Genomic DNA, 23,287 nt, shown 5'->3' with positions numbered 1-23,287 from the left:
CACCGGCCCGGGCATTCCCAGCCCGTCCGGCGTTTGAGGACGACCTCTTGCCGTCCCGATCCCCCACCCGCCCGCGTTTTCAGCCCGTCCGGCGTTTGAGGACGAGGCCCCTCAAGGGCCGACAGGGGGTCCAGGGGGCGGAGCCCCCTGGGCGGGGTCGAAGGGGCGGCAGCACCTGGGGATGGGACGGGCAGGGGCGGCGGGGGCGAACTCCCAGACCCGCACCCCCACCCACAGAAGACGAAAGACGGCACCCGAAAGACCGAGGAGCACCCCCCGTGCCAGAGGGCCACACCATCCACCGCCTGGCCCAGGACTACGCCACCGCCTTCCTCGGCTCAACCCCCCACGTCACCAGCCCCCAGGGCAAGTTCACCGACGCCGCCGCCCTCCTCACCCGGACGGAACTCACCGCCACAGAGGCCCACGGCAAACACCTCTTCCTCGCCTTCAGGGACACCGACTGGATCCACATCCACCTCGGCCTCTTCGGCAAGGTCACCTTCGGCCCCGCTCCCGCACCCCCACCCACGGACACCGTCCGCCTCCGCCTCGCGAACACCACGTCGTACGTCGACCTCCGCGGCCCCACCACCTGCGCCCTGGTCACACCCCCCGAGAAGCAGGCGATACACGACCGCCTCGGCCCCGACCCCCTCCGCGACGACGCCGACCCGCAGACCGCCTACCGCAGGATCTCCCGCAGCCGTACGACGATCGCCGCCCTGCTGATGGACCAGAAGGTCATCGCGGGCGTGGGAAACGTCTACCGCGCAGAGACCCTCTTCCGGCACGGCATCGACCCGTACCGCGCGGGCCGGGACATCACCCCCGCCGAGTGGGACGCGATCTGGACCGACCTGGTCGAGCTCATGCGCGAGGGCGTCCGCACCAACCGCATCGACACCGTCCGCCCGGAACACACTCCGGAGGCGATGGGCCGCCCACCCCGCGTCGACGACCACGGCGGCGAGGTGTACGTGTACCGCAGGGCCACGATGCCCTGCCACATCTGTGGCGGCGAGATCCGCACCGCCGATCTCGCCGCCCGCAACCTCTTCTGGTGCCCGACCTGCCAACGGAACTGAGCCGGCGTCAGAACCCGTGCGGCAACCACGGCGTCACGGCCGACCCGAACCCGACCGCCGCCTCCGCCAACGCCCCCTGCCGGACCTCCCGCACCCGCCCGGCCGCCGCCAACGACGCCAGGCTCACGCCACCGAGGTACGCGGCCCCCAACTCCCGTACGGACAAGGCGAGATCGGCCGGGTCGGTCGTAGGAGCGCAGGACGCGCCCTTGGAGTCGCCGCTCAGCCGCCAACGCCGCGCGTTCCAGGGGCAGAAGGCGTCCTCGACCTCGAACACGACGTCCACCGGCGCCTGATAGGTCCGCGCCTCCAGCGCCGCCCCGACGTCGACGAGCCGGACGAACAACGAGTCCCGCACGCGCAGCCCGCACCGCCGGAGGTCGCTCACCATGGACAGCCAGGGCTCGTCCGACGGCCGCCCGTGCGCACGCACCGTCGACGTCAGGTCGATCTCGAACAGGAAGCGCCACAGCGCGGCGTGCGCCGCCGGGTCCAGCGCCTCCGTGTTCAGCAGGAACACCTCGCCCCTGGGCCCGGCGGTGTCCCACTGCGGCTTGACCCGGAAGCGGGCGTACCCCACGAGCTCGCCGTCCCGCTCGGCGACCACGCACTGCATCGGAGAGCCACCGTTGCGCTCGCTCTCCGGGTCGAGCACCTGCAGCCGCTCCCAGCCGGGCAGCCGCGCCAGCATCCCCGGCCGCTCGGCCACCCGCCGCGCGTACAGCGCCTCGCAGGCGTCCAGTACGTCGGCCGGCGCGACGTACCGCAGCCGTACGTCATCGGTGCCGGGCGGCACGGACAGGCTCACACGGGTCGTGTCGACCTCGACGTTGACGCAGTGCGTGGCCGCGCCGTACCCGAACCGGCCGTAGATGGCGGGCTCGGAGGCGGTCAGGACGGCCAGCGGCCACCCCCACTCCCGTACGTCGTCCAACTGCCGCCGCATCATGGACCGCAGCACTCCGCGCCGCCGGTGCGTGGCGGCTACACTGACCATGGTCACGCCCGCCGCGGGCACCGAGGCGCCGCCCGGTACCGTCAGCCGGAAGCTGAACGCCCCCGCCGTGCCCACGCACGTGTCGCCGTCCCAGGCGCCGATGGAGCGGTCAGGCTCCGTGAGGGAGTTCCACAGCTCCCGCTCGTCGGCGGACTCCGGCACTCCGCCGAAGGCCCGGAGCAGGTTGTCGTACCACTGGTTCCAGTCGTCCGGCCGCAGCACCCGTAGCTCGGTGGCGGCCCGGGCCGCGAAGTCAGTCCCCATGAACCATGCCTACCAGGGCATTGCGGGACGGGCCAGGGAATTTCGTCTTGGTGGCGGCGCGGTGGCTTTCTGTGAAGTTCACTGTGAAGTTGAACCTCGGACGGGGGACAAGTGGGACCTCCCGTGCCAAGCAGCTGGTCCGATGGATAGGGTCCCGAACTAATGGCAGCAGGACGAGAGCGGCGCGCGGAAGCCGAGACGTTCACGGCCCGGTTGAGAATGCAGTGGCACCGGGCTCGCGTCGGCCTGCGCAGAAGTGCCGTGGACTACTTCCGCGGCGACGGTTCGGACTGGATCGCGCTGGCCGGTCTGCTCCTGACCGTCCCGGTCATCACCGCCATCACCCTGGCCAACTCGGTGTGGTGCTCCCCGGCCGCGCTGGTCCTGCCGATCGTCGCGGGCGGACTGCTGCTGCGCCCGGCGAGCCTGCTCGGCCTGTACGCGGCCGCGGCGACGGCGCTGATCGTGGAGTCGATCCAGCTCGGCCCCTACACGGAGGGGGCCTCGCGGGTCACGCCGGGCATCGTGCTCGTGGTCGCCGCGTGCGGATTCTTCGGTCTGCTGATCGCCCAGTTCCGCAGCCGGGTCGGTGTGCCCTGGCGGCGCGGCGGCACCATGCTGTTCGACCTGCGCGAACGCATCCGGGTACAGAGCAAGCTCCCGCAGCTGCCGCACGGCTGGCACCGCGAGATGGCGCTGCGCCCGGCGGGCGGCCAGTCGTTCTCCGGTGACTTCGTTGTCGCGGCCCGCACCAACGGCGGCCGCACCATGGAGGTCGTCCTCACGGACGTCTCCGGCAAGGGCATGGACGCCGGGTCGCGCGCCCTGCTGCTGTCCGGCGCCTTCGGCGGCCTGCTCGGCTCGCTGCCCCCGCACGCGTTCCTCCCCGCGGCCAACGGCTACCTCCTCCGCCAGGACTGGGACGAGGGCTTCGCCACCTCCATCCACCTCGTCCTGGACCTCGACTCCGGCGACTACGAGCTGTACTCCGCCGGTCATCCGCCGGGCCTCCAGCTCAGCGCGGGCAGCGGCCGCTGGGAGGAGAAGGCCGCGGAAGGGCCCCTCCTCGGGGTCTACGACGGCGCCCAGTTCGACCCCGTGAAGGGCTCGCTCCGTCCCGGTGACGTGCTGATGCTCTTCACGGACGGCCTCGTGGAAACCTCCGACCGCGACATAGTCGAAGGCATCGACCGCCTCACCGGCGAGGCCGACCGCTACGTCGCCGGCGGCTTCCACGGCGCCGCCTGGCACCTCATCGAAGCGGTAGCCAAGGACGTCAACGACGACCGCGCCCTCCTCCTGATCTGCCGAGAGGGCCCCACGGCCCAGGCGATGCCCCACTGACCTACGCGGCAGTCCTTCACCTGCGGCCCGGCGGGGGCTGGTCGCGCCCACGCGGCGGAGCCGCATATCGACACAGCCCCGCGCTCCTTAGGTGAGTGCGGTCACCGTCACCCGAGCTGCGGGCGCCGCGCTCGCCGTTGCCATGACTGCGGGCAATCGTGCCGCTGGGGCGGCTCCCGACCCACAGAAAGGCGGCACCCCGCAAGCGCGGGCGAGCGAAAACCCACCCCCGAGCCGCACCCCCGGGCACAAGCACACCCACGGGTCGCAAACCCACCGCTCACAAGACCCACAGTGGGGAAAACCCCCGCCCACATCCGCCAGCCCACCGCATCGCCCCAGCACACCCCCGCTCCGTACGTTCGAAGCACCACCAAGAACCACGGACCGGAGGAACACACCCATGGCAGCCGACTGGGCCGTAGAACTGCACGGAGTGACCCGCCGCTACGGCCGAGGCACCTCCGCCGTCCACGCCCTGCGCGGCATAGACCTCACCCTCCCCCCGGCCACCTTCACGGCAGTGATGGGCCCCTCCGGCTCGGGAAAGTCCACGTTCCTGCAGTGCGCGGCAGGCCTCGACCGCCCTACCGCCGGCAAGGTCCGCCTCGGCGGCACGGAGATCACCGGCATGAAGGAGAACAAGCTCACAGCCCTGCGCCGCACCCGCCTCGGCTTCGTGTTCCAGGCGTTCAACCTGCTCCCGTCCCTCACGGTCGAGCAGAACGTCGTCCTGCCGATGCGCCTGGCCGGCCACCGCCCCGACCGCCGCCGCGCCGCCGAGATGCTCGCCCAGGTCGGCCTGGCCGACAAGGCCCGCCGCCGCCCCGGCCAGCTCTCCGGCGGCCAGCAGCAGCGCGTCGCGATCGCCCGAGCCCTGGTCACCCGCCCCGACGTGGTCTTCGCGGACGAGCCCACTGGCGCCCTGGACACCACCACGGCCGCCGAGATCCTCTCCCTGCTCCGGCAGGCCGTGGACACCCAGGGCGCCACCGTCGTGATGGTCACCCACGACCCGTCGGCCGCAGCCTGGGCGGACCGCGTCCTGTTCCTGGCCGACGGCGAGATCGTCGACCGCCTGGACCGCGCCCCGGCGGACCGGATCGCCGCCCGTATGGCCACCCTCACCACCCCGGCCTTCGCGAAGGCGGCCGCCTGATGTTCCGCCCCAACGGCCTGGCCCGCGCCGCCGTCCGCTTCCGGCCCTCCGGCTTCGTCGGTACGTTCGTCGCGCTCGCGATGGCCGCGCTGATCGTGTCGGCCTGCGGCATCCTCCTGGAGACGGGCCTGCGGGCCGGCGTCCCGCCGGACCGCTACGCCGCCGCCCCCGTCGTGGCCGCCGCCGACCAGAAGGCGCACTACGGCCACGGCGACAGCGCGGACAGCGAACCGGTCCCGGACCGCGCCCGCCTCGATGCCTCCCTGGTCGCCAGGGCGGCCTCGGCCCCGGGCGCCCGCGCGGCCGTCCCCGACGTCACGTTCTTCGCCAAGGGCCCGCGCGGCCCCCTCACCGCCCACAACTGGGCCTCCACCACCTTCACCGGCGACCGCCTCACCTCCGGCCGCGCACCCGGCCCCGGCGAAGTCGCCCTGACCCAGGGCACCGTGGGCGACCGCGTCACCCTCACCACCCCCGACGGCACCCGCACCTACCGCGTCTCCGGTACGACGGAAGGCGACCGGACCCCGGACAGCGGGCCGAAGGCCGACAGCGCCACCGTCTGGTTCGCCGACGCCGAAGCCGTACGCCTGTCCGGGCACCCGAACCGCATCGACGCCATCGCCGTACTCCCCGAACCCGGCGTGACCACCGCGGCCCTCGCCTCCCAGGTCGCCCGCGCCCTCGGCGACCGCGCCGAGGTCCACACCGGTGACGACCGCGGCACCGTGGAGGACCCGGCCCTCGGCATGGCCAAGGAGAACCTCACCGGCATCGGCGGCTCCTTCGGCGGCATCGCGACCGTGGTCGCCGTGTTCACCGCGGCCGGGACCGTCGCCCTCGCCGTCGGCCAACGCGCCCGGGAATTCGCCCTGTTGCGTGCCGTCGGCGCCACCCCGCGGCAGATCCGCCGCACGATCGCCACCGAGACCCTCCTGATCGCCCCGCTCGCGGGCGTGGCCGGCTGCCTGCCCGGAACGGCCCTGGCCGCCTGGTGGTTCGGGCAGCTGAAGGACAAGGGCGCGATCCCGGAGGCCGTCGACCTGTCCGTCTCCTGGATCCCGCTGGTCTCGGCCGCGGGCGCCGTCCTCGTCGGCGCCCTGGGCGCCGGGTACATGGCCGCCCACCGCAGCTCCCGCATCAAGCCGGGCCAGGCGCTGAGCGAGGCGTCCGTGGAGCGGCTGCGGTTCGGCTGGATCCGTACCCCGCTCGGCATCGCCGCCGCGGCCGGCGGCTTCGTCTGCGCGGGCCTGTCCGCCTCGCTGACCGGCGAGGACGCCGCCAACGCGGCCCTCGGCATCGTCATGCTGTTCATGCTCGCCGTGGCCCTGCTCGGCCCGCTGGTCGCCCGGCTGTGCGCCGCCCTTTTTGGCCTGCCCCTCAGGGGCGCGGGCGCCTCGGCCTCCCTGGCCGCCGCCAACTCCCGTACGAACGCCCGCCGACTGGCCTCCGCGATCACCCCGATCGTGCTGGCCATGGCCTTCTCGTCGGTGCTGGTCTTCATGCACACCAGCGAGGACCGTGCCACCGCACGGCAGCAGCGCGAGGGCATCCTCGCCGACCACTTCGTCACCGCGGACCCGGGCCTGGCACCGGACGCGGTACGGAAGGCCGCACGCGCCCCCGAAGTCACCGCCGCCGTCGGCCTGTTGCGGACCTCGGTGCTGGTACCCGCCTCGGGCGGGGTCATCACCTCCGCCTCCGCGCAGGGCGTCACGGGCTCCGCGCAGGCCCTGGCCGCCGTACAGGACCTGGACGTCGAGCGCGGCCGACTGTCCCTGAAATCCGGGGAGGTGGCCGTCGACGCCGCCCTCGCCGACGGCGCCAACCGCGCCGTCGGCGACCGCCTCACCCTGCGCCTGCCCGACGGCACGAAGACCGAGCCGCGGATCGTGGCGACGTACGGACGCGGCCTGGGGCTGTCCCAGGTGACCATGAACCGCGCCGACCTCGCGACCCACGTCAGCACCGCCTTCGACACCGAACTGTGGACGAAGGGCGGCACGGCGGCCGGTCTCCGGGACCTCGGCACCGTCCTCGACCGCGCCGACTACACCACCGCCCGGTCCGTCGACCGCGAGCTCAACGCCTGGGCGAACACGGTCATGGCGGCCGTCCTCGGCGGCTTCGCGGCCGTCGCCGCCGTCAACACCCTGGTCATGATGGTCCTCGACCGCCGCCGCGAACTCGGCACGCTCCGCCTCATCGGCTCCACCCGCCGCCAGGTGCTGCGCATGGTCCGCTGGGAGGCCCTCCTGGTCGCCCTCGCCGGCATCGTCCTCGGCACGGCGATCGCGCTGGCCACCCTCGTCCCGATGATGAAGGGCCTGACGGGGGAGGGGCCCTACATCCCGCCTCTGGTCTACGGCGCCTTCGCGGGCACGGTCGTGGTGCTCGGCCTGACCGCGGCCACCCTCCCGGCCCGCGCCGCCCTCAAGGGCGACACACTGGACGAGTGACCCCGAACCCCCAGCTGCACCTCGCCGAGGTGGAAGCCCTCGCCCGCGCCGCCCACACCGGCCAGACCGACAAGGCGGGACGGCCGTACGCCGAACACCTCCAGGCCGTCGCCGAGGGCGTCCGCGCGCGGGGCGGCGACTCCGAGCAGATCGCGGCGGCCTGGCTGCACGACGCCGTCGAGGACGACGCCCTGTCCGAACAGTGGCTGGAGGAGGCCGCGTTGAGCCGCCGTACGAAGGACATCGTGCGCGCGCTGACCAAGCGGGCGGGGGAGTCGCCGGAGGCGTACGCCGGGCGCGTCCTCGCCACTCCGGGCGCCCTCCTGGTCAAGGAGGCGGACCTGGCGCACAACGCGGACCCGGCCCGCCTCGCGGTCCTCGACGAACCGACCCGGAAACGACTGACCGAGAAGTACGCGCGGATGCGCGCCCTTCTCGGCCTCGTGGTGAACGGGAACGGGAACGGGAACGCCGGCGCCTAGGCGTCGACCTTCTCGCGTGCCGGGGCCGCCGTCCGCTGCTCGCGTCCGCGGGCCACCTCGGCGGCGTCCCGCTTGAACGCCCAGTTCATGTCGGGCTCCATCGCGAACCGGAAGACCCGCCGCACCGGGGCGGTGCACAGCAGGGTCACGGCGGCGGCCGCCAGGACGCTCACGAAGATCTCGCCGAGCGGCCGGTGCAGGGCCGGGTGGTCGAACCAGCCCGCGTAGTCGCCGCCCTTGATCAGGAAGCCGTGCAGCAGATAGCCGTAGAGCGTGCCGGCGCCGAGAGCGGTGAACCACATGGTCCGGCCCGGCACCCAGGAGAAGAAGCAGGCCGTCAGCAGCAGCGAGCAGCCGAACAGCGCCAGCACCATGACCGGCCCGGTCCACCAGGGCGCGCCCAACTCCTGCGCGGCGTCCCGGTGGTAGAACCAGCCGGTGTTCATGCGCGGCACCGCCCACCAGCTGACGGCCACGGCGGCCGCGAACACCGGCACGGACAGGATCCGCACCGAGCGCCGGCGCACCAGCCGGAAGTGCTCGGCCTTCAGGGACAGCCCGAGCACGAAGAACGGCAGGAACTGGAGCACCCGCTGGAGGTCGAGGTCGTCACCGATCTCCGGCGTGACGCTCGCCAGCATCGCGATGACGAGCGCGAGCGGCAGCGGCCACCGCACCAGCTTCCAGATGGGCGTGGTCAGCCGCCACACGAACAGCGCCACCAGGAACCAGGTCAGGTACCAGGGGTCCAGGAGGCTGATCTCCTGGCTCGGGTCGTGGTCGGCGTAGCGCTTGAAGAGCGGATAGGCCGTCTCGAAGAGGATGTACGGCACGGCGACGCCGGTGATCAGCCGCTTCAGCCGGTCCGGGCGCATGTCGAAGCTGCGCGAGAAGAACCCGGAGATGATGATGAACGCCGGCATGTGGAAGGCGTAGACGACCTGGTAGAGGCCCTCCAGGATCCGGCTGTCGTCCTTGAGGGGCTCCCAGGAGTGGCCCACGGCGACCAGGACGATGGCCAGGTACTTGGCGTTGTCGAAGAACGCGTCCCGCTGCTTGCCGGGGTTGCCGCCCGGCCGGGACTGCTGGTCGCTCTGCTGCTTCTGGGGCGAGCGCGGACTCGGCACTCCGTCCGCCGACTGCGGGGGGAGCGGTGTTCGGGACGAGGCGGCGTGGAACATCTGAGGCACCCTAGCGATGAGCGTGGGTATTCGTAAAACCGTCCACGTCATTCCTGGTTAATCGCCGCGAGTACCCCCGTTTTCTTGGAGTTGACGTTGTCGGGCGCGTGATGGTCGACACACATAAAAGCGCCGATTGGCACACCATCGATGTCCTGATTGTCGGGATTCATATGGACTAAACGGGGCATTTGGTCTGTTGTTGTGACCCCATGTGCGTCGTGTGGTGGCAATTCGCATTAGCTGCGAACGCATTGTGTGGGCGCTGAAATGATCGCCCTGAATTCCCTGTGTGGGTGCCGTGTCGAATTTCTGTGCGGGAGCGGCCGCGGTGCCGCGCCGTGCGCGGGGGCGCGTGCGGATCCGGCGGGGGCATGGCCAACGTTGGGTCACGCGCCGCATATGCGGGCCTCGTTGGTGGCACGATGGTCCTGGCGGGGGTGTGCGGAGCTGCACCTCCGGGCCGGGAGAGCGGACCGACCGTAGGGTGTGATCAGTTGTGGCCATTTCGCTGTCAGTGGTGCTGCTGTTGGCGATCATCATGGTGGTGTTGATCAGGGGAGGCTCCCTCAAGGCCGGACCCGCCGTCGTCGCCGTGCTCTTCGGCTTCTTCCTCGCCTCCACCGGCATGGCCGACGACATCCAACGGTTCCTGAACTCGATAGCCGAGACCATCAACTCGATCCAGTTCTAGACAAAAGGCCTCCGGCCCGAACCGGTGCGGTTCGGGCCGGAGGCCTTGTCAGAGCGGGCGACGGGAATCGAACCCGCGTAGCTAGTTTGGAAGACTAGGGCTCTACCATTGAGCTACGCCCGCACAACGCGCGCCGCAGGTCGGGCGACCGCGGCACTGAAAGCATCGTAGCGGGTCGCCCCGCCTCGCCGCACACCCCTTCCCGCCTTGTCTCCGGCGCCCGCGTCCGTACCCGGCTCCGGCTCGCCTCCGTGCCCGTCTCCGGGCTCGTCCAATGCGGAGGCCGGGCCGCCTGCGGGCATGTACCCTACGTGTCGCACCAGCACGGGGTGTGGCGCAGCTTGGTAGCGCGTCCGCTTTGGGAGCGGAAGGCCGTGGGTTCAAATCCCGCCACCCCGACCACCTTCGTCCGGCCGTCACCGGCCACCGGCCCGGTCACCTCACGTGATCGCGTCCTGTGATCGCCTTTGGGGCGTGTCGCCGCTGCCGTTACTATGCAAGCTGCACGCCCGTGTGCCTCATCCACTGAAGCCCTCCGGGCGGCGCACATCCGCCGGGCCAGTCTGGCGCCGGCAGAAACCAAGAAGTCAGCCACAAGGAGACCGAACCGTGAAGAGCGCCGTGGAGACCCTGAACCCGACTCGGGTTCGGCTCACTGTCGAGGTGCCCTTCGAGGAGCTCAAGGACAGCCTCGACGCGGCGTACAAGAAGATCAACCAGCAGGTCACGGTGAAGGGCTTCCGCAAGGGCAAGATCCCGGCCCGCGTCATCGACCAGCGGTTCGGCCGCGGGGCGGTCCTGGAGGAGGCGGTCAACGACGCGCTTCCGAAGTTCTACACCGAAGCGGTCAACGAGGCCGAGCTCAACGTCCTGGGCCAGCCCGAGGTCGACATCACCGAGCTGAAGGACGGCGAGACGCTGAACTTCACCGCCGAGGTCGACGTCCGTCCCGCCCTGGAGATCCCGGACTACTCCGGCATCGAGGTCGAGGTCGACGCGGTCGAGGTCAGCGAGGAGGACGTCGACAAGGCCGTCACCGAGCTGCGCGAGCGTTTCGCGTCGACCTCCCCGGTCGAGCGGGCCGCCGAGGACGGCGACGTCGTCACCATCGACCTGGAGGCCAAGGTCGACGGCGAGGTCCTGGAGGACGGTGTCGCGAGCGGCGTCTCCTACACCATCGGTTCCGGTGAGCTCCTCGACGGCATCGACGACGCCGTGAAGGGCCTGGAGGCCGGTGGCGAGACCACCTTCACCTCCGAGCTCAAGGGCGGCTCGGCGGCCGGCAAGGAGGCCGAGGTCACCGTCAAGGTCACCCAGGTCGCCGCGCGCGAACTGCCCGAGCTGGACGACGACTTCGCGCAGCTCGCCTCCGAGTTCGACACCCTCGAGGAGCTGAAGGCCGACAGCCGCAAGCGCCTCGAGAACATGAAGCAGTACGACCAGGCCACGCAGGCCCAGGAGCGCGTCCTGGAGAAGCTGCTGGAGCTCGTCGAGGTGCCCGTCCCCGAGAAGCTCCTCGAGGACGAGATCAACACCCGCAAGCACAACCTGGAGCACCACCAGCTCGGCCAGATGGGCCTGGACCTGGAGAAGTACCTCGAGATCCAGGGCAAGACGGTCGAGGAGTTCGACTCCGAGACCAAGGAAGCCGCGGTCAAGGGCATCAAGACGCAGTTCGTCCTGGACGAGCTCGTCAAGCAGGAGAAGCTCAACGTCAACCAGGAGGAGCTCACCGAGCACCTCATGCGGCGCGCGGCCTCCTCCGGCATGTCCCCCGACCAGTTCGCCCAGGCGGTCGTCGAGGGCGGCCAGGTCCCGATGCTGGTCGGCGAGGTCGCCCGCGGCAAGGCGCTCGCCGCCGTGGTCGAGAAGGCCACCGTCAAGGACACCAACGGCGAGGTCATCGACCTCGACGACGAGGAAGACGACGAGACCGGGACGACCGAGGCCGCCGCCGAGGAGACCCCGGCCGAGGAGAAGACCGAGGGCTGACACCCACGGCGCCTCTGAAGGACGCGGGACGGGCTCTGGGGACATCGACCCCAGGGCCCGTTGTCCTACCCGGGGGTGTAGAGCCACCAGCAGGTGGGCCGCCGGTGGCTCTACGCCCCCGGCGAACAGCCCCGTATCCGGGATTCTCCGAAGGGACCAGCGCGTTAGGGTCCATGACTAGGAGGGCGAGGAGTCCCGCAACGGCTCCAGCCCCGCAGGGAAACGTGAAGACGGCCCCGGCGCCGTCGTAAGACGAGCAGGTGGATACGTGACGAATCTGATGCCTACAGCCGCCGGCGAGCCTTCCATCGGTGGTGGCCTCGGCGACCAGGTCTACAACCGGCTGCTCAACGAGCGGATCATCTTCCTCGGCCAGCCGGTCGACGACGACATCGCGAACAAGATCACCGCACAGCTGCTGCTCCTTGCCGCCGACCCGGACAAGGACATCTTCCTGTACATCAACAGCCCCGGCGGCTCGATCACGGCCGGCATGGCGATCTACGACACCATGCAGTACATCAAGAACGACGTGGTGACCATCGCCATGGGCCTCGCCGCCTCCATGGGCCAGTTCCTGCTCAGCGCGGGCACCCCCGGCAAGCGCTTCGCGCTCCCGAACGCCGAGATCCTGATCCACCAGCCCTCCGCCGGCCTGGCCGGCTCGGCCTCGGACATCAAGATCCACGCCGAGCGGCTGCTGCACACGAAGAAGCGCATGGCCGAGCTCACGTCCCAGCACACGGGCCAGACGATGGAGCAGATCACCCGCGACTCGGACCGCGACCGCTGGTTCGACGCCCACGAAGCCAAGGAGTACGGCCTCATCGACGAGGTCATCGCCACGGCCGCCGGTATGCCGGGCGGCGGCGGCACCGGGGCCTGAGACCCCCGCAGCGCCCCCAGCCGACCGCCTCAGCCCCTAGGAGAGAGACAGTGAACGACTTCCCCGGCAGCGGCCTGTACGACCGCACACGCGCCGAGAGCACGGTGCCGGTCGCCGAGTCCCGGTACGTCATCCCCCGCTTCGTCGAGCGCACCTCGCAGGGCATCCGCGAGTACGACCCGTACGCCAAGCTCTTCGAAGAGCGCGTGATCTTCCTCGGCGTGCAGATCGACGACGCCTCCGCCAACGACGTCATGGCCCAGCTGCTGTGCCTGGAGTCGATGGACCCCGACCGGGACATCTCGGTCTACATCAACAGCCCCGGCGGCTCCTTCACGGCGCTCACCGCGATCTACGACACGATGCAGTTCGTGAAGCCGGACGTCCAGACGGTCTGCATGGGCCAGGCCGCCTCGGCCGCCGCCATCCTGCTGGCCGCCGGTACGCCCGGCAAGCGCATGGCGCTGCCGAACGCCCGGGTGCTGATCCACCAGCCCTACAGCGAGACCGGCCGCGGTCAGGTCTCCGACCTGGAAATCGCCGCGAACGAGATCCTGCGGATGCGCGCCCAGCTGGAAGACCTGCTGGCCAAGCACTCCACCACGCCGATCGAGAAGATCCGCGAGGACATCGAGCGCGACAAGATCCTCACGGCCGATGACGCCCTGGCGTACGGCCTGATCGACCAGATCATCTCCACCCGGAAGATGAACAACGCGAGCGTGCGCTGACGGCGACGCTGTATCGTCTGCCGCTCCTCGGCACGGTTCACCGCCGCGCACGACACCGTGCACGTCAAAGTGAACCGTGCCAAGGGGGGCCCGAACGGGGGGCTCGGCAAGGTACCGTCGGACATAAGGCAGCACCAGGAGCCGCTGGACCTAGGCGTCTCCCAGGCGAAGGGGAAGCACACCGTGGCACGCATCGGTGACGGCGGCGATCTGCTCAAGTGCTCGTTCTGCGGCAAGAGCCAGAAGCAGGTCAAGAAGCTCATCGCAGGGCCCGGTGTCTACATCTGCGACGAGTGCATCGACCTCTGCAACGAGATCATCGAGGAGGAGCTGGCCGAGACCAGCGAGGTGCGCTGGGAGGAACTCCCCAAGCCCCGCGAGATCTACGAGTTCCTCGAGGGCTACGTGGTGGGCCAGGAGCAGGCCAAGAAGGCGCTCTCCGTGGCGGTCTACAACCACTACAAGCGCGTCCAGGCCGGCGAGAACGGCGGCGCCCAGGGCCGCGACGACGCCATCGAGTTGGCGAAGTCCAACATCCTCCTGCTCGGCCCCACGGGCTCCGGCAAGACCCTGCTGGCCCAGACCCTCGCGCGCATGCTGAACGTCCCGTTCGCGATCGCGGACGCGACGGCGCTCACCGAGGCGGGTTACGTCGGCGAGGACGTCGAGAACATCCTGTTGAAGCTCATTCAGGCGGCGGACTACGACGTCAAGAAGGCCGAGACGGGCATCATCTACATCGACGAGATCGACAAGGTCGCGCGGAAGAGTGAAAACCCCTCGATCACCCGCGATGTCTCGGGCGAGGGTGTGCAGCAGGCCCTGCTGAAGATCCTGGAGGGCACCACCGCCTCCGTTCCGCCCCAGGGCGGCCGCAAACACCCGCACCAGGAGTTCATCCAGATCGACACGACGAACGTCCTGTTCATCGTGGGCGGTGCCTTCGCGGGCCTGGAGAAGCTCATCGAGTCCCGGGCCGGCGCCAAGGGCATCGGCTTCGGCGCGACGATCCGCTCCAAGCGCGAACTGGAGGCCAAGGACCAGTTCGAGGACGTCATGCCCGAGGATCTCGTCAAGTTCGGCATGATCCCCGAGTTCATCGGCCGCCTCCCGGTCATCACCTCGGTCCACAACCTGGACCGCGAGGCACTCCTCCAGATCCTGGTGGAGCCCCGCAACGCGCTCGTCAAGCAGTACGAGCGTCTCTTCGAACTCGACGGCGTGGAGCTGGACTTCGAGCGCGAGGCCCTCGAAGCCATCGCCGACCAGGCCATCCTCCGCCAGACCGGCGCACGCGGCCTGCGCGCCATCATGGAAGAGGTCCTCCAGGGCGTCATGTACGAGGTCCCCTCCCGCAAGGACGTCGCCCGCGTCGTCATCACCGCCGACGTGGTCCTCTCCAACGTCAACCCGACGCTGATCCCGAGGGATTCGCGGGGGCGCGGCTCCGGGGAGCAGAAGACGGCGTAACCGCCGTACGCGGACGAGCGAAACGGACAAGCGAAGGGGCCCCGGTCGACCGACCGGGGCCCCTTCGTCATGGCCTGGGCGAGGCCCGCGTCATCAGGCGGGCTTGCGGACCTCGTTGCGGAACTTGGCCGTGATCTCGGCGGCGGCACTGAGGTCCATCGACTTGCCGGTCATCGCGCTGGCCAGGTCGAGGTTCATGGTGACGCCGAGCGTGCTGTGGTCGCCCCAGATGCACACGGGCATCCGGATCTCGCTCGGGCCGGACGACGACCCGGTCGACCCCGCGTTGTCGTTCTTGACCTTCATCTCCTGGCACTTGAGGACCGCGTCCTTGAGAGCGCTCGGCGTGTAGGCCGTCGGGCTGCCCACGACCTCGCCCTCGTTGTCCTCGGCGGCGTTCTTCTTCATCTCGGCGAACATCCCGTCGACGACCGCCTCGGGGTCCTCGATGTCGCCGTAGACGCCCATGAAGTTGAGCATCTTCATGGCGAACGGGTTGGCCTCGTCGCCGGACTGGTAGCCGGCGCTGACGTCCTTGGCGTTCTTCACGCCGTGCTTCTCGGCGTCCTTGATGTCGTCCTTGGAGAACCCGCCGCTGCTGGAGTCCTCGCCCTTCTTGTACTCGCCGCTGAGGACCGTCGCCGGAGTCGTCAGGGTGTGCGGACCGTCGTCGGCGATGTCCGAGCCGCCCGAGCCGCCGCCGATGACGAAGTACGCGCCGACCGCGATCGCGGCGACGACCGCGACCGCGCCGATGATGATCCCCGTCTTCTTCTTGCCCCCGCCGGGCGCCGGCGGCTGCGGGACCCCGTAGGGAGCCTGGCCGTAGGGCGGCTGCTGGCCGTAGGCGTTGGGCTGGGGCGGTACGCCCTGGCCGGGCTGCTGCGGGTAGCCGTAACCCGGCTGGGCCGGCGGAGCCTGCTGAGGGTAGCCGTAGCCGGGCTGGCCGGGCGGAGCCTGCGGCGGCTGGCCGTAGGGACCCGGCTGCTGACCGTACGGTCCGGGCTGCTGGGGCTGCCCGCCGTACGGGCCCGGCTGGTTGTAGCTCATTACTGGGTTCCCCTCCAGTTGCTTATGTGTTCCGGACATCTTGACGGAAGGGACAAGGGGGCGAGGTACCCGGGGTGTATTGATGCCTAGTTGTTGACGGGCTGTTCCAGATGTTGGACGTACCGACTGAGCCCGGCTGGCTGGTGCGCGTTGATGGACGTCGCATAGTACGGATTCGACCAGATATTTCCCCGGATGCCGTGTGACTGCCGTAGCGCTCGGCTTGCGGCTCCTCTGAGCCGCTTGGCCAGGTTCGCGACGGATACGCGGGCCGGGTACCTCACGGTGATCTGGATGAGATCGGCCTGGCCCGCGAACTGTTCGATCTCCGCGTCGAGTTCCTGCGCGGCTGTGTGCATCGCATCCTCGGTGAGGGACTGCAGGTCGGCTGTAAGGATCGGATGGCGTTGTCGCGTCGCGAAGGCCAAGTGCGTGCGGAGGTTATGCCACTCAACGGGCGCCCTTCGCTCCAGGGCTCCGGGGCGCTCGTTCCTTGCGGGACCCTTCGAGGGGTGCGTTGCTCGCCAGGTGTCCAACTGTTCCGGCGTCCACATCGGAGTTCGGCCAACGTAGAGGGGCTGCGGAAACCCGTTTCTCTTCCTGGAGTTGAGGACGTACACGGCCTCTCGGGATATACCGAGCCGCTCGGCGGCCTCTGCGGGTGTGAGTCGATCGCCTGTCATGGATTTCACGGCCAAGAGGCCAGTTGGGTCCTGACGATGGGGAGCGGATGGCGGTGGCGAAGGTCAAGAGGACGGGCAGGCAGGTCAAGGACCCAGCTGATGCCGGTCGCAAGTACTGTCTTCATCCCACGCCACAACAAGCCGAACGGCTCGGCAACTGGGGCCACACCTGCCGCGCCGTATGGAACGTAGCTCTGGAACAACGGCTCTACGTCTACACGCAACGGCGTAAGAACCTGCGCGCTGATGAACAGTGTGGCTACCTGACTCAGGCTCGCCATGACCTCGAATGGATCGCTGACCTCCCCTCCCAGGTGCCCCAGCAGGTGCTCAGGCATCTAGACCAGGCCTACCAGAACTTCTGGAACCCGGAGCATCCAGCAGCGTTCCCTCGCTTCAAGAAGCGCACCTCGCGCTTGACGATCCCTTTCCCCGGGCAGGCCGTCCGCGTGACCAAGCTGAACCGCACGTGGGCCTGCGTGCGCATCCCCAAGCTTGGAGAGGTCAAGTTCAGGCTGACGCGTCCCCTTGGCGGCCGTATCAAGAATGCGGTGATCCGAAGGGATGCGACTGGACGTTGGTACGTCAGTTTCGGCGTCCATACGAGCAGGACCGCCGCGCCGCCGAACGGGCAACCGGCGGTGGGAGTCGACTTCGGCGTGAAGCAGGCGGCGTACCTCTCGGATGAGACAGAGCCTCGGCTCATGCCTCAGACGCTGACCAAAGGCGAGCAGCGGAGGCTGGCAGGGCTGGAACGACGCAGAGAAAGGCAGATCCGGGAAGCCAAGAGGCATCGAGGGGGCAAGTACAGCAACCGGCTACAGCGCACACTCCGTGCCATCGCGGAGCGGCAGGCGCGGCAAGCCCGTCGCCGATCGGACTTTACGCACAAGCTCACCACCGACCTGGCCAAGAGCCACGGCCTGGTCGCCATTGAAGATCTTCGCGTGAAGCAGATGACGCGCAGCGCGAGGGGTACGCAGTCCGAGCCCGGCGCACATGTCTCTCAGAAAGCCGGTCTGAACAGGGCGGTCCGCGACAATACTCCGGGTGAGCGACGACGACAGCTGGCTTACAAATGCCCGGCCTACGGATCCGAGCTCGTCCTGGTGCCACCGGCCAGGACATCCCAGACGTGTGGTGCCTGCAACCTCTGGGACCCCGCATCGCGGATCAACCGGGACGCTTTCGCCTGCACAGGGTGTGGGCACACCGACGACGCGGACCACAACGCCTCGGTCCTCATCCTCAGTCGCGCCTTCCCCGACCAGGTTCGCACGGCCTCTGCCGCAGGACATTGCGGTGCACAGCACGCATCGACAGGCCAAGCCCGGCCTGCTATGCCCCGTCCGTGTACGGGGCGCACGCGTGAACCCCTGAACCCCTCGTCCGCGGCGGCCCAGCCTTCGTCGGATACCGAGGGCTACAAGGAATCCTGGCAGGTCATTGCTGGGAGGATGTCAAAGAACAAAGGCGTTTCGGGACTGCCGCGTGACACCCCTAAACTGGGCCCGTGACCGAGAACGCTCAGCAGCAGCCCACAGCGCCCCACACCGAACTGCCGACCCAGTACGCGCCGGCCGACGTAGAGGGGCCGCTGTACGAGCGCTGGGTGGAGCGGGGTTACTTCGAGGCCGACGCCAAGAGCGACAAGCCGCCGTACACCATCGTCATCCCGCCGCCGAACGTCACGGGCAGCCTCCACCTCGGGCACGCCTTCCAGCACACGCTCATGGACGCCCTGACCCGCCGCAAGCGCATGCAGGGCTACGAGGCACTGTGGCTGCCGGGCATGGACCACGCCGGCATCGCCACCCAGAACAAGGTCGAGCAGCAGCTCGCCGAGGAGGGCAAGTCCCGCCACGACCTGGGCCGCGAGGAGTTCGTCGAGCGCGTCTGGCAGTGGAAGGAGGAGTACGGCGGCAGGATCCTCGGCCAGATGCGGCGCCTGGGCGACGGCGTCGACTGGAGCCGTGAGCGGTTCACCATGGACGAGGGTCTGTCCAAGGCCGTCCTCACCATCTTCAAGAAGCTGTACGACGACGAGCTGATCTACCGCGCCGAGCGCATCATCAACTGGTGTCCGCGCTGTCTGACGGCCATCTCGGACATCGAGGTGGAGTACCAGGAGGACGCGGGCGAGCTGGTCTCCATCCGCTACGGCGAGGGCGAGGACAGCCTCGTCGTCGCGACCACGCGCGCGGAGACGATGCTCGGTGACACGGCCGTCGCCGTCCACCCCGACGACGAGCGCTACCAGCACCTCATCGGCAAGCAGATCAAGCTGCCGCTCACCGACCGCACCATCCCGGTCGTCGCGGACACCCACGTCGACCCGGAGTTCGGCACCGGCGCGGTCAAGGTGACCCCGGCGCACGACCCGAACGACTTTGAGATCGGCCGCCGCCACGACCTGCCGTCCCTGACGATCATGGACGAGCACGGCGTCATCACCGTCCACGGCCCCTTCCTCGGCCAGGACCGCTTCGAGGCCCGCTCGGCCGTCGTCGGCGCCCTCAAGGAGCAGGGCCGCATCGTCGCCGAGAAGCGCCCCTACATGCACTCCGTGGGCCACTGCTCGCGCTGCAAGACCACGGTCGAGCCGCGTCTGTCCCTCCAGTGGTGGGTCAAGGTCGGCCCGCTCGCCAAGGCCGCCGGTGACGCGGTCCGCGACGGCCGCGTCAAGATCCACCCCGAGGACATGTCGAAGCGGTACTTCGACTGGGTCGACAACATGCACGACTGGTGCATCTCGCGCCAGCTGTGGTGGGGCCACCGCATCCCGATCTGGTACGGCCCCGACGGCGAGGTCGTCTGTGTCGGTCCCGACGACGAGCCGCCCACCGGTGAGGGCTGGACCCAGGACTCCGACGTCCTGGACACCTGGTTCTCCTCCGGCCTGTGGCCGTTCTCCACGCTCGGCTGGCCCGAACAGACCGAGGACCTGCGGAAGTTCTATCCGACAGACGTCCTGCTCACCGGCCACGACATCATCTTCTTCTGGGTCGCCCGGATGATGATGTTCGGCCTCTACGCCATGGACGGCCAGGCCCCCTTCCACACCATCGCGCTGACCGGTCTGGTCCGCGACGAGTTCGGCAAGAAGATGTCGAAGTCGAACCCCAACGCGGTGGACCCGCTGGTCTGGATGGACGCCTACGGCTCCGACGCCGTCCGCTTCACCCTCGCCAACGGCGCCAACCCGGGCGCGGACGTGCCGATCGGCGAGGACTGGGTCAAGGCCTCCCGGAACTTCACCAACAAGATCTGGAACGCGACCCGCTTCGCCCTGATGAACGGCGCCACGGTCGAGGGCCCGCTGCCGGACGCCTCCGAGATGTCGGCGACGGACCGCTGGATCCTCTCCCGGCTCAACACCACGGTCGCCCAGGTCGACGCCTACTACGACGACTACCAGTTCGCCAAGCTCGCCGACGCGCTCTACCACTTCGCGTGGGACGAGGTCTTCGACTGGTACGTCGAGCTGTCGAAGACGACGTTCTTCGCGGGCGGCGAGCAGGCCAAGGTCTCAGGGCGGGTCCTCGGCGAGGTCCTCGACGTGACGCTGCGGCTGCTGCACCCGGTCATCCCGTTCGTGACGGACGCCCTGTGGACCACTCTGACCGGCGGCGAGTCCCTGGTCGTCGGCGAGTGGCCGGCCGACAGCGGCTTCCGCGACCAGGACGCCGAACTCGAGATCGAGCTGGTCCAGCGGGTCGTCACCGAGGTCCGCCGGTTCCGCAAGGACCAGGGCCTCAAGGACGGCCAGAAGGTCCCGGCCCGTCTGACCCTCGACGGCACCGCCCTGGCCCCCCACGAGGCCGCCATCCGCCAGCTCCTGCGCCTCCAGCCGGAGGGCGAGGACTTCACGGCCACCGCGACCCTCCCGGTCGCCGGCGCCGAGGTCGCCCTCGACCTCTCCGGCACGATCGACGTGGCGGCCGAGCGCAAGCGCCTCGCGAAGGACCTCGCGGCAGCGGAGAAGGAGAAGGCCCAGGCGAACGCCAAGCTCGGCAACGAGGCGTTCCTGGCGAAGGCCCCGGACAACGTGGTGGAGAAGATCCGAGGCCGCCTGGCGAAGGCGGACGAGGACATCGCGAGGATCCAGGCCCAGCTGGACAGGCTGCCTGAGGCGTGAGGGCTCGCGGGGCTCCGGGGTCTTCTGGACCCCGGGTCCTGCGGCACACCCAGGGGCGCGGGGCTGTGTCGATTTGCGGCTCCGCCGCGTGGGCGCGACCAGCCCCCACACACCCGCAGCCGCCCGCGAAGCCCAGCCACCCCACTCCATAGGCACCCTGTCAGTCCCCCTCCGTAGACTGACCCCGTGAGTGACAGCGACCCCTTCGACGAGATCATCGCGAACGAGACCGACCGCGACCCCGATCTCGCGGTCATCGAGGCCGGCAGCCGCACCCTGCGCACCCAGGGCGGCCCGCCGGAGCCGGACGTGCCCGGCCGCCCCGAGGACCCCGAGATCGACAGGGCCCTGCGCGGGGTCGAGGCGGAGCTCGCCACCCGCTGGGGCGAGACCAAGCTGGAGCCCTCGGTCAGCCGCATCGCCGCGCTGATGGACGTGCTGGGCGAGCCGCAGCGGTCGTACCCCTCGATCCACATCACGGGCACCAACGGCAAGACCTCCACCGCCCGCATGATCGAGGCCCTGTTGGGCGCCTTCGAGCTGCGGACGGGCCGCTACACCTCCCCGCACGTGCAGTCGATCACCGAGCGGATCAGCCTGGACGGGGCGCCGATCTCCGCCGAGCGCTTCATCGAGACGTACCAGGACGTCAAGCCGTACATCGAGATGGTCGACGCGCAGCAGGAGTACCGGCTGTCGTTCTTCGAGGTGCTGACGGGCATGGCGTACGCCGCCTTCGCGGACGCGCCGGTCGACGTGGCCGTCGTGGAGGTGGGGATGGGCGGCTCCTGGGACGCCACCAATGTGATCGACGGGGATGTCGCCGTGGTCACCCCCATCGACCTGGACCACACCGACCGGCTGGGCGAGACGTTCGCCGAGATCGCCACCGAGAAGGCCGGCATCGTCAAGCAGGACGCGACGGTCATCCTGGCGCAGCAGCCGGTGGACGCGGCCCAGGTGCTGCTGAAGAAGGCCGTCGAGGTCGACGCCACGGTGGCCCGTGAGGGGCTGGAGTTCGGGGTGGTCGCGCGGACGGTCGCCGTCGGCGGACAGCTGCTCACGCTGCGCGGGCTCGGCGGGGAGTACGGGGAGGTGTACCTCCCGCTGCACGGCCCCTACCAGGCGCACAACGCCGCGGTCGCCCTCGCCGCCGTGGAGGCGTTCTTCGGCGTCGGTTCCCAGCGGCCCGAGCCGCTCGACATCGACACGGTCCGCAAGGCCTTCGCGGCCGTCACCTCCCCGGGCCGTCTGGAGGTCGTACGGCGGTCCCCGACCGTCGTCCTGGACGCGGCGCACAACCCGGCGGGCGCCCGGGCCACCGCCGAGGCGGTCGGGGAGGCCTTCGACTTCAGCCGGCTGATCGGTGTGGTGGGCGCGAGCGCCGACAAGAACGTGCGGGGGGTCCTTGAGGCCTTCGAGCCGATCTTCGCCGAGGTCGTGATCACGCAGAACTCCAGCCACCGGGCCATGGACGCCGACGAGCTCGCCGCGATCGCCGTCGAGGTGTTCGGCGAGGAGCGGGTGCAGGTCGAGCCGCGGCTGCCGGACGCCCTGGAGGAGGCGATCACGCTCGCCGAGGAGGAGGGCGAGTTCACCGGCGGCGGTGTGCTCGTCACCGGCTCCGTCATCACCGTCGGCGAAGCCCGGCTGCTGCTGGGGAAGGGCTGAGGACCGATACATGCGTACGCTCTGTGCTTCGACGCTGATCGGCGAGTTCTTCGTCATCGGCTTCGCCGGACTGGTCGCGATGAAGGATCCCGACCTGCCCATGTCGACGGTGTGGACGGTCAGCGGCATCGCGATGTTCCTGTGCCTGGTGCTGTGCGGGCTGGTGACCCGGCCGGGCGGCATCGCCATGGGCTGGGCGCTCCAGGTCGCGCTGATCGCCTCCGGCTTCGTCGTCCCCACGATGTTCCTGATGGGGGTGCTCTTCGCGGCGCTGTGGTGGGCGTCGGTGCACTACGGCCGGAAGATCGACGAGGCGAAGGCGAGATTCGCCGCCCAGGCCGGCTCCGCCTCCTCTACACCTGACGCTGTGTGACAAGTGCGTCGACACGCCCTGTAACCTCAGGGTCTGTCGTGAGAATCCCGCACAGCCTTTCACCCGCACAGCCCTTGATCCGAAGGAGCCCTTCGTGACCCAGCGCACCCTCGTCCTGCTCAAGCCCGACGCCGTCCGTCGTGGCCTGACCGGCGAGATCATCAGCCGTATCGAGCGCAAGGCCGACTGGCAGATCACCGCGCTGGAGCTGCGCACGCTGGACCAGGACACCCTGGAGCAGCACTACGGCGAGCACAAGGGCAAGCCCTTCTACGAGCCGCTGGTGGAGTTCATGGCCTCCGGTCCGGTCGTCGCGCTGATCGTGGAGGGCGAGCGGGTCATCGAAGGGGTGCGGCAGCTCGCCGGCCCGACCGACCCGATCGCCGCCGCGCCCGGGTCCATCCGGGGCGACTTCGGCGTCATCGTCCGCGAGAACCTGATCCACGCGTCCGACTCCGAGGAGTCCGCCGAGCGCGAGGTGAAGATCTTCTTCCCCGGACGTGCGTAGGTTTCGTGGCTTTTTCTGAGGGAGCGTCAGCTCGCTCTCCCGTCTGACCTGGGACGGCCGCGCACTTTCGGCCGTCCTTCGGCATATGCGTGGCGATCGGGGGAACGAGTGCCCCCG

19 protein-coding genes, 2 tRNA genes and 1 pseudogene are annotated in these 23,287 nt (G+C 69.7%); 16 read left to right on the top strand and 6 right to left on the bottom strand.

Going from position 1 to position 23,287, the window contains the following annotated elements; all coding sequences use genetic code 11:
* Positions 1-53: 53 nt before the first annotated feature.
* Positions 54-230: pseudogene (locus K4B79_RS48630) on the bottom strand (cobyrinate a,c-diamide synthase); the annotation flags it as partial.
* 48 nt (positions 231-278) lie between these two features.
* On the opposite strand from K4B79_RS48630, the gene K4B79_RS17175 reads away from it, so the two are divergent.
* Positions 279-1,088 carry an Fpg/Nei family DNA glycosylase gene (locus tag K4B79_RS17175; protein ID WP_232027468.1) on the top strand — a complete coding sequence of 270 codons (810 nt, stop codon included), beginning with the start codon at positions 279-281 and terminating at the stop codon, positions 1,086-1,088.
* Between the two features lie 7 nt (positions 1,089-1,095).
* On the opposite strand, the gene K4B79_RS17170 is transcribed toward K4B79_RS17175, so the two are convergent.
* Positions 1,096-2,349, bottom strand: coding sequence for a GNAT family N-acetyltransferase (locus K4B79_RS17170; RefSeq protein ID WP_232027467.1), 1,254 nt, complete (start codon positions 2,347-2,349; stop codon positions 1,096-1,098).
* A gap of 162 nt (positions 2,350-2,511) precedes the next feature.
* On the opposite strand from K4B79_RS17170, the gene K4B79_RS17165 reads away from it, so the two are divergent.
* The 4 genes from K4B79_RS17165 to K4B79_RS17150 all read left to right on the top strand — a co-directional run bounded on the left by K4B79_RS17165 (position 2,512) and on the right by K4B79_RS17150 (position 7,793).
* Entirely contained in the window at positions 2,512-3,693 is a 1,182-nt protein-coding gene (locus tag K4B79_RS17165) for a PP2C family protein-serine/threonine phosphatase (RefSeq protein ID WP_232027465.1), read from the top strand.
* Between the two features lie 403 nt (positions 3,694-4,096).
* Positions 4,097-4,852 (top strand): ABC transporter ATP-binding protein, encoded by a 756-nt coding sequence (locus K4B79_RS17160; RefSeq protein ID WP_232027464.1) that lies wholly within the window; start codon positions 4,097-4,099, stop codon positions 4,850-4,852.
* Entirely contained in the window at positions 4,852-7,311 is a 2,460-nt protein-coding gene (locus K4B79_RS17155) for an FtsX-like permease family protein (RefSeq protein ID WP_232027463.1), read from the top strand. The genes K4B79_RS17160 and K4B79_RS17155 overlap by 1 nt, the downstream gene beginning before the upstream one ends.
* On the top strand, positions 7,308-7,793 hold the full coding sequence (locus K4B79_RS17150; RefSeq protein ID WP_232027462.1) for an HD domain-containing protein: 486 nt from the start codon (positions 7,308-7,310) through the stop codon (positions 7,791-7,793). The genes K4B79_RS17155 and K4B79_RS17150 overlap by 4 nt, the downstream gene beginning before the upstream one ends.
* Here K4B79_RS17150 and K4B79_RS17145 read toward each other — a convergent pair.
* The gene (locus K4B79_RS17145) at positions 7,790-8,974 is read right to left on the bottom strand and encodes an acyltransferase family protein (protein ID WP_232027461.1); all 1,185 of its coding nucleotides are present in this window, start codon (positions 8,972-8,974) and stop codon (positions 7,790-7,792) included. The two genes, K4B79_RS17150 and K4B79_RS17145, sit on opposite strands and share 4 nt — an antisense overlap.
* Before the next feature lie 499 nt (positions 8,975-9,473).
* Between K4B79_RS17145 and K4B79_RS17140 the strand changes: the two genes are divergently transcribed.
* Entirely contained in the window at positions 9,474-9,668 is a 195-nt protein-coding gene (locus K4B79_RS17140) for a hypothetical protein (protein ID WP_059191782.1), read from the top strand.
* Positions 9,669-9,720: 52 nt separating this feature from the next.
* Here K4B79_RS17140 and K4B79_RS17135 read toward each other — a convergent pair.
* Positions 9,721-9,791: transfer RNA gene (locus K4B79_RS17135), tRNA-Gly, on the bottom strand.
* Between the two features lie 202 nt (positions 9,792-9,993).
* Here K4B79_RS17135 and K4B79_RS17130 point away from each other — a divergent pair.
* From K4B79_RS17130 to clpX, 5 genes are all read left to right on the top strand, one after another.
* Positions 9,994-10,070, top strand: a tRNA-Pro gene (locus K4B79_RS17130).
* A gap of 207 nt (positions 10,071-10,277) precedes the next feature.
* Entirely contained in the window at positions 10,278-11,660 is a 1,383-nt protein-coding gene (gene tig, locus K4B79_RS17125) for a trigger factor (protein WP_232027460.1), read from the top strand.
* A gap of 280 nt (positions 11,661-11,940) precedes the next feature.
* Complete coding sequence (locus K4B79_RS17120) at positions 11,941-12,546, top strand: ATP-dependent Clp protease proteolytic subunit (protein WP_232027615.1); 606 nt, start codon at positions 11,941-11,943, stop codon at positions 12,544-12,546.
* A gap of 50 nt (positions 12,547-12,596) precedes the next feature.
* On the top strand, positions 12,597-13,277 hold the full coding sequence (locus tag K4B79_RS17115) for an ATP-dependent Clp protease proteolytic subunit (RefSeq protein ID WP_306501478.1): 681 nt from the start codon (positions 12,597-12,599) through the stop codon (positions 13,275-13,277).
* A gap of 183 nt (positions 13,278-13,460) precedes the next feature.
* Positions 13,461-14,747 (top strand): ATP-dependent Clp protease ATP-binding subunit ClpX, encoded by a 1,287-nt coding sequence (gene clpX / locus K4B79_RS17110; protein ID WP_232027459.1) that lies wholly within the window; start codon positions 13,461-13,463, stop codon positions 14,745-14,747.
* A 93-nt stretch (positions 14,748-14,840) separates the two neighbouring features.
* Here the strand turns inward: clpX and K4B79_RS17105 are convergent, their stop codons facing one another.
* A complete protein-coding gene (locus K4B79_RS17105; protein WP_232027457.1) occupies positions 14,841-15,797 on the bottom strand; it encodes a hypothetical protein in 957 nt (318 codons plus the stop codon).
* Positions 15,798-15,883: 86 nt separating this feature from the next.
* Positions 15,884-16,351 carry an IS200/IS605 family transposase gene (gene tnpA, locus K4B79_RS17100; RefSeq protein ID WP_269463614.1) on the bottom strand — a complete coding sequence of 156 codons (468 nt, stop codon included), beginning with the start codon at positions 16,349-16,351 and terminating at the stop codon, positions 15,884-15,886.
* 182 nt (positions 16,352-16,533) lie between these two features.
* Between tnpA and K4B79_RS17095 the strand changes: the two genes are divergently transcribed.
* From K4B79_RS17095 to ndk, 5 genes are all read left to right on the top strand, one after another.
* Positions 16,534-17,997: an RNA-guided endonuclease InsQ/TnpB family protein gene (locus K4B79_RS17095; RefSeq protein WP_232027453.1), complete on the top strand. Its 1,464-nt coding sequence runs from the start codon at positions 16,534-16,536 to the stop codon at positions 17,995-17,997.
* Positions 17,994-20,618, top strand: a complete 2,625-nt coding sequence (locus K4B79_RS17090; RefSeq protein ID WP_232027451.1) for a valine--tRNA ligase — start codon at positions 17,994-17,996, stop codon at positions 20,616-20,618. The genes K4B79_RS17095 and K4B79_RS17090 overlap by 4 nt, the downstream gene beginning before the upstream one ends.
* Positions 20,619-20,804: 186 nt before the next feature.
* Positions 20,805-22,289, top strand: a complete 1,485-nt coding sequence (gene folC, locus K4B79_RS17085; RefSeq protein WP_232027450.1) for a bifunctional tetrahydrofolate synthase/dihydrofolate synthase — start codon at positions 20,805-20,807, stop codon at positions 22,287-22,289.
* Positions 22,290-22,299: 10 nt separating this feature from the next.
* The gene (locus K4B79_RS17080; RefSeq protein ID WP_232027449.1) at positions 22,300-22,662 is read left to right on the top strand and encodes a DUF4233 domain-containing protein; all 363 of its coding nucleotides are present in this window, start codon (positions 22,300-22,302) and stop codon (positions 22,660-22,662) included.
* 94 nt (positions 22,663-22,756) lie between these two features.
* Complete coding sequence (gene ndk / locus K4B79_RS17075) at positions 22,757-23,170, top strand: nucleoside-diphosphate kinase (protein ID WP_232027448.1); 414 nt, start codon at positions 22,757-22,759, stop codon at positions 23,168-23,170.
* The last annotated feature ends 117 nt before the right edge of the window (positions 23,171-23,287 follow it).

Source organism: Streptomyces lincolnensis (assembly GCF_021173675.1).
GTDB lineage: Bacteria > Actinomycetota > Actinomycetes > Streptomycetales > Streptomycetaceae > Streptomyces > Streptomyces lincolnensis_B.
Note: the sequence above shows the minus strand (reverse complement) of the source record. Positions and strands in the feature narration are given on the sequence as shown.

Coding starts and splice junctions, on each gene's coding strand:
- K4B79_RS17170 (WP_232027467.1), bottom strand. CDS start 2,349: ATGGGGACTGACTTCGCGGCCCGGGCCGCCACCGAGCTACGGGTGCTG.
- K4B79_RS17165 (WP_232027465.1), top strand. CDS start 2,512: ATGGCAGCAGGACGAGAGCGGCGCGCGGAAGCCGAGACGTTCACGGCC.
- K4B79_RS17160 (WP_232027464.1), top strand. CDS start 4,097: ATGGCAGCCGACTGGGCCGTAGAACTGCACGGAGTGACCCGCCGCTAC.
- K4B79_RS17155 (WP_232027463.1), top strand. CDS start 4,852: ATGTTCCGCCCCAACGGCCTGGCCCGCGCCGCCGTCCGCTTCCGGCCC.
- K4B79_RS17145 (WP_232027461.1), bottom strand. CDS start 8,974: ATGTTCCACGCCGCCTCGTCCCGAACACCGCTCCCCCCGCAGTCGGCG.
- K4B79_RS17120 (WP_232027615.1), top strand. CDS start 11,941: ATGCCTACAGCCGCCGGCGAGCCTTCCATCGGTGGTGGCCTCGGCGAC.
- K4B79_RS17105 (WP_232027457.1), bottom strand. CDS start 15,797: ATGAGCTACAACCAGCCGGGCCCGTACGGCGGGCAGCCCCAGCAGCCC.
- tnpA (WP_269463614.1), bottom strand. CDS start 16,351: ATGTGGACGCCGGAACAGTTGGACACCTGGCGAGCAACGCACCCCTCG.
- K4B79_RS17080 (WP_232027449.1), top strand. CDS start 22,300: ATGCGTACGCTCTGTGCTTCGACGCTGATCGGCGAGTTCTTCGTCATC.